Raw genomic sequence first — 5,648 nt, forward strand, 5'->3', positions numbered from 1 at the left:
GCCCGGGGCCGGCCACTTGACGCTGAACTTGCCGTCGGCGTCGGTGGTGAATGCCATCTCCTGCAACCGGTCGCGATAGCGGATGCCGCCCGGCACCACGGCGACCTTGACGTTGGCGGCAGGCTTGCCGTCCAGCAGCAGGCGGAAGCTGGCGGCGTCGCCGGCGACCAGGTCGTTCGGGTGCGTGACGGGCGCCAGCTCCAGGCCGCGGCCGGTGGTCTGCAGCACCTTGGCGGTGGGCTTGCCGGCCGTCACGAAGGCTTCCAGCCGGCTATCGGCCTGCGTCACCTGCAGGTCCTGCGCGCCGGCCGGCACCTCCTTGGCGAAGGCTTCGGGCGAACCGCGCCAGCGCTTGGCCTGGCCGTCCACCTTGTAGCTGGCGAACAGGCCGTGGTTGACCATGGCGACCTTGTAGGTGCCGGGCTGGGTCAGGTGCACGTCGAAGGTGCTGCGATAGCGGCCGGTGCTCGCGTTCTCGACCTTGGCCGCGGCGCCGTCCGGTGCTGTCACGGCGAGGTTGTCGAGGCGCAGCGGCACGTGCTCGAAGTAGAACAGGTCGTTCGACACGGCGGCGTCGACGGTCACCCACGGGTCGCTGCCCGACAGCACGGTAGCCGACGGCAGCAGCCACTGGCGGTGTGCGTGGGCGGCCAGCGGCATCAGCGCGGCCAGGGCTAGCGCGGCGGCCTGGACGGACAGTTTGGTGGCGAAGGTCTTCATCGTCATGTTCCTATTCCTCTTGCTATTGAATGCAGGGCTGGTTCAGCGGTTCGGGCCACAGGGGCTCGGGGCTCAGGGCTTCAGGTCGACCGAGACGCCGCCAAGCTCATGCTCGCCCTTGGCCTTGGCCGAGGCAGCTGCCTTGGGCGGCCAGGCAAAGGGCATGCGCAGCAGTTCCCGGCCACCGACCTCGCGGGCGGCTTCCACCACGAGCTGGTACTCGCCGGCGGGCAGCTTGCCCAGCGGCGCCTTGGCATCTGTAAAAGTGAGCGTGTGCTCTCCGGCCGCGCGCGTGGCGCCGGAGATGCCATCAGCGGGCATCTGCATGTCGCGCCCGGCCTTGCGCCACCACTGGCGCATGTCCTTGAGCCACTTGGTGCCTTCGCCGTCCTTGTGCTTGACGTCATACCAGACGGCCAGCGTGGCGGCCGGGTTCTGGTCGGCGCGCTCGATCCACATCGAGACATAGGGCCGGTGATACTCCGCCACGTTCAGGCGAGGGATCTCTACCTTGACGTTCATTTCGGCCGCCACGACCGGGCTGGCGAATGGCACCGCGGCCATGCCGGTAAGGGTGACGGTAAGCAATCGACGCATAACGGGACCTCGTCTGAGAACGGTAAACAGGATCAAGCGATCGTTAGTGGATGAACAGCAGCGCCAGCAACAGCGGCACCACCAGGCCTAGCCCAACCAGCGGCCAGGTCGCCATGCGGCCGCCGGCGTGCAGCTTGAGCAGGAACAGCCCGGTCACGCTGAAGATCAGGCAGGCCGCGGCGAACACATCCAGGAACAGGCTCCAGGCGCGGCCGGTGTTGCGGCCCTTGTGCAGGTCGTTCAGGTAGGAGATCCAGCCACGCGTGGTCTTCTCGTACTGCACCTCGCCGCTGTCCAGTGCCAGGCTGACCCAGGCGTCGCCACCCGGGCGCGGCAATGCGACATAGATCTCATCGGCCTGCCACTCGGCCTCGCGGCCACTGGCGTTGATATCGAGTTCCTGCGACAGCCAGTCGCCCAGCGCCGCCGGCACCGGGCCCTTGTCGCCGTGCGTGACCTTGCGCAGGGCTGCCGTGAGGCTGGCCGGCGCCGTCGCCGTGCGCTTGACCACTTGCGGGCGCGCCTCGATCTGGCCGGCATGGTTGAGCGTGAAGCCGGTCACGGCAAACAGCAGCATGCCGATCAGGCACATTGCCGAACTGATCCAGTGCCACTGATGCAGGTGTTTTAGCCAGAAGGCCCGGCGCTGCTGGCCGGCCCCTAGCGATGTTTCAGTCATGTTGATTTTCCGGCGCCCGGCAACCTGCTTCTCCGGTGCCTCACTGGTCAGCTTGCCGCGTCCGCGCGAACGTGCCGCGCCCTATGCCAGGTGACGGTTCAGGCAAATAAGGCGAAAGGATAATGGTTCTCATTTGAAACTGCAATGGCAAGGCAAGCCGTTGCCCGTTACGTTGCATTACAGCGGCACAAGGCAAAGCATCGAGTTCCGGGCCGCCCGCTTCTGTCGAAGTGTCCGGTGATCCACAAGGCCGAAAGCATTGTGCGGCTATGCGCACGCGCCGCGCCGAATGCCCTGCAATCCCTTGCCGTACCTGAGGAAACCCCCTAGTCCCGCTGCGTCAAGTTTGCCTCCCCGCCCGCCGTTATCGCGTCAGCAGTGCCGTGAATCCATACCTAGAAAACGGGGGAGAGAGAATGCTGGAGCGCCTGAGCCTGAGGAAGAAGTTGCTGTTGCCATTGCTGTTGAGCTGGGTCTGCCTGCTCGGGCTGACGCTATGGGACGCCTGGCAGATGCGCGAGTTGCGCCTGGCCGAGAAAAAGCTCGACCTGGCGCACGTCACCGAGACCGCGCTGTCCGTGGTGCAGTCGTACGAGGCGCTGGGGCGCAGCGGCAAGATGCCGATGGAGGAAGCCAGGCAGCAGGCCCTGGAGCGCGTGCGTGCCATGCGCTTTGGCGAGGACGGCTACTTCACCCTGATGCACTCCAATGCGGTAGTGGTGATGCACCCGTTCAAGCCGGAGATGAACGGCAAGAACATGGAAGACACCAAGGACCCGAAGGGCACCTACCTGTTCCGCGATATCGCCGCGATCGGCAAGGGCGCGGGACAAGGCTACGTGCAGTACCTGTGGGCCAAGCCTGGCGCGGAAGCGCCGCAGCCCAAGCTGAGCTACGTGGCGAACTTCAAGCCGTGGGACTGGAATTTCATCGCCGGGGTCTACCTGGACGACATCGACGCGGCATTCCGCCAGGCGCTGCTCAAGTCGCTGGCCTTGCTGCTGGGCATCGGCACGGTGATGACCCTGGTGGTGCTGCGCATCGCCAACGGCCTGCATAAACAGCTGGGCGGAGAGCCGGCGCTGACTTCGCGCATTGCCGCGCGTATCGCCGAAGGCGACCTGGCCAGCGAAGTGCACACCGCTCCCGGCGACAACCACAGCGTGCTGTTCGCCATGCAGCAGATGCAAACCCGCCTGACCGGCGCTATCGGCAGCATCCGCGGCTCGGCCGATTCGATCGCCGGAGCAGCCCGGGAGATCGCCACCGGCAACGCCGACCTGTCGCGCCGCAGCGAGGAGCAAGCGGCATCGCTGGAACAAACCGCGGCCAGCATGGAACAGCTCACCGGCACCGTGCGCCAGAGCGCCGACAATGCACGCCAGGCCAGCCGCCTGGCCGAGGGCGCATCGGAGATCGCGGTGCGCGGCGGCGTCATCGTGGGCAAGGTGGTCAACACCATGGGCGAAATCAAGGCCGCCTCCGGCAAGGTGGTCGACATCATCGGCGTGATCGAAGGCATCGCCTTCCAGACCAATATCCTCGCGCTCAACGCCGCGGTGGAAGCCGCCCGCGCGGGCGACCAGGGCCGCGGCTTCGCGGTGGTGGCCGGCGAGGTACGCAGCCTGGCGCAACGCAGCGCCACCGCCGCCAAGGAGATCAAGGCCTTGATCGGCAACTCCGCGCAACGCGTGGACGACGGCTCAGCGCTGGTGGAGACCGCGGGCCAGGCCATGGATGAGATCGTGGAAGCCGTCAAGCGCGTGACCGACCTGATGGGCGAGATGCGCGCCGCCACCGAAGAGCAGACCGGCGGCATCGAGCAGGTCAACCAGGCCGTGACGCAGATGGACCAGATGGCGCAGCAGAACGCCGCGCTGGTGGAGCAGGCAGCCGCCGCGGCCGCCTCGCTCGAAGACCAGGCGGATGCGCTGCACCGGGCCGTCGGCACGTTCCGGCTGGTGGGCGCCTGAATTCCGCACAGGGCAGTAACCAGCGGCGCCCAGGGCTCGGCATGCCGGGCGCCGTTCTTCGCGCGCTTCACTGCGCGCTTCTCGTGCGCCTGGGACTTTCCCGCTGCCCGGCGCACGGTTTTCTTCCCCAGCGGTTCTACCTCGGCCGCGCCACCTGCAAAGCCCTCCCGAAATAAGTTGAAAATTTCTCTTGTAATGAGATTAATTCCCATTTACTATGGCTTCACTGACTGACGCGGGCAAGCAAGACAAGCCCCGGCGCCAGGCACCAGAACACAGCTAGGCCAGCGGCAAGTCCGCGGCAACCAGAATTTTGCGGTGTCGCAACGCGGCATCCATCACCGTCTTTTGTGGGGACCGCTCCGTACCGCGGAGCGTTTGGCAGTAGCCAGTCACCGGAGGATCGGGAAAGCAACCAGACCCCGCTTTCCCGATCGGCTCTTCGGCCGACAAGCCAAGCCATTTTTTTATTCCGCGAGCCGTGCACCACGGCTTGCAGCAGCGGGCGGCCTTCCTTCCAGGAAGCCGCCCGCTGCACTCCTACGGTTGGCAATGCGAACGTCCGCCCAATGCGCGTGACGGCGCAGCCGGCCCGAGCACCTTCATTTCCGATAGATGCGCCCCGTGCGGGCGCGAAGCCGCAGCATGCTGATGCCTCCCGACAGGACCGAACCCATTGACCTCAAGCGCGCCGGACTCAAGGCAACGTCGCCGCGCGTTCGCGTGCTGGAAGTCTTCCGTGCCAGCCCGCGGCGCCACCTTAGCGCCGAAGAGGTCTACCGCATCCTGCTGGCGCAGGAAGTCGACGCCGGCTTGTCGACAATCTACCGCGTGCTCAACCAGCTGGTGCAAGCCAACATCCTGCTGCGCCACAGCTTCGAAGCCGATCACGCGGTGTTCGAGCTCAACGAAGGCGGCCACCACGACCACCTGATCTGCGTCGCCTGCGGCCGCGTGGAAGAATTTCGCGACGAAGCCATCGAAATCCGCCAGCGCGCAGTGGCCACCGCCAATGCCTTCGTGCTGCGCGAGCACATGCTGGTGCTATATGGCCAATGCCCTGATTGCCGGGCCGACAAATCCATCAACTGATACGGCCCTAGTTCCACCGCCTCCCATTGTCGGAACCACGGCCTCGCCCGTCCCCGTCCAACGCGGGCGCCGGCGCGCACCCGGAGTCCATCGTGGATCGCCAGACCAAACCCCTGACCGAACTCAAGCGCCTGCTCAACGATTGCCTGAGCGAGCAGCCCGGATGCCACGGCTGCCAGTTGCACGCGGTATGCGTGCATCGGCCGGACCACACCGGCTGCAACTGGAGCGCGGAAGTGGATTTCCCTGGCCGGAGCGACGAAGAAGCGATCACGAGCCTGCCACTGGCACGCAGGGTGGTGGTTATGGTTCGGGAGCGCTTCAATGTCGAGAGAATGAACATGGGCGACCCGGGCCTGAGCCTGGCTTGAGCAGCCGGCACGGTTCACTCACATAGGTGACAGTTTTCCACCCCGCCACGACTCGCGGTATCCTCAAATCACAGATTCGGTGTAGCCGTGATTCCCGCCACCAGGCGGAAATCACCCATGCGCGATGCGCAGCGAGCCGTCAAGGTTTTCATCTCCCGTTATGGGGCGCCTCGTCGGCAGGCAAAAAGAGCGGAAAAGAGGGGGCCATGTCTGAGC

At 65.8% G+C, this 5,648-nt stretch carries 6 protein-coding genes; 3 read left to right on the forward strand and 3 right to left on the reverse strand.

Annotation, left to right across the window (positions count from 1 at the left end; translation table 11 throughout):
• The 3 genes from ACYP5B_RS00215 to ACYP5B_RS00225 all read right to left on the reverse strand — a co-directional run.
• On the reverse strand, window positions 1-720 hold a 720-nt coding region (locus ACYP5B_RS00215; protein WP_459568102.1), incomplete at its 3' end, for a DUF4198 domain-containing protein.
• Window positions 721-792: 72 nt separating this feature from the next.
• Window positions 793-1,317: a DUF2271 domain-containing protein gene (locus ACYP5B_RS00220; protein WP_459568097.1), complete on the reverse strand. Its 525-nt coding sequence runs from the start codon at window positions 1,315-1,317 to the stop codon at window positions 793-795.
• Window positions 1,318-1,360: 43 nt separating this feature from the next.
• Window positions 1,361-1,996, reverse strand: coding sequence for a PepSY-associated TM helix domain-containing protein (locus tag ACYP5B_RS00225; RefSeq protein WP_459568098.1), 636 nt, complete (start codon window positions 1,994-1,996; stop codon window positions 1,361-1,363).
• A 416-nt stretch (window positions 1,997-2,412) separates the two neighbouring features.
• Here ACYP5B_RS00225 and ACYP5B_RS00230 point away from each other — a divergent pair, with 416 nt between their 5' ends.
• The 3 genes from ACYP5B_RS00230 to ACYP5B_RS00240 all read left to right on the forward strand — a co-directional run bounded on the left by ACYP5B_RS00230 (window position 2,413) and on the right by ACYP5B_RS00240 (window position 5,432).
• The gene (locus ACYP5B_RS00230; protein ID WP_459568099.1) at window positions 2,413-3,969 is read left to right on the forward strand and encodes a methyl-accepting chemotaxis protein; all 1,557 of its coding nucleotides are present in this window, start codon (window positions 2,413-2,415) and stop codon (window positions 3,967-3,969) included.
• A 645-nt stretch (window positions 3,970-4,614) separates the two neighbouring features.
• A complete protein-coding gene (gene fur / locus ACYP5B_RS00235; RefSeq protein WP_459568100.1) occupies window positions 4,615-5,061 on the forward strand; it encodes a ferric iron uptake transcriptional regulator in 447 nt (148 codons plus the stop codon).
• Window positions 5,062-5,153: 92 nt separating this feature from the next.
• Complete coding sequence (locus tag ACYP5B_RS00240; RefSeq protein ID WP_459568101.1) at window positions 5,154-5,432, forward strand: hypothetical protein; 279 nt, start codon at window positions 5,154-5,156, stop codon at window positions 5,430-5,432.
• Window positions 5,433-5,648 lie beyond the last annotated feature (216 nt).

Source organism: Cupriavidus sp. 8B, assembly GCF_054589115.1.

Coding starts and splice junctions, on each gene's coding strand:
- fur (WP_459568100.1), top strand. CDS start 4,615: ATGCTGATGCCTCCCGACAGGACCGAACCCATTGACCTCAAGCGCGCC.
- ACYP5B_RS00230 (WP_459568099.1), top strand. CDS start 2,413: ATGCTGGAGCGCCTGAGCCTGAGGAAGAAGTTGCTGTTGCCATTGCTG.
- ACYP5B_RS00220 (WP_459568097.1), bottom strand. CDS start 1,317: ATGCGTCGATTGCTTACCGTCACCCTTACCGGCATGGCCGCGGTGCCA.
- ACYP5B_RS00225 (WP_459568098.1), bottom strand. CDS start 1,996: ATGACTGAAACATCGCTAGGGGCCGGCCAGCAGCGCCGGGCCTTCTGG.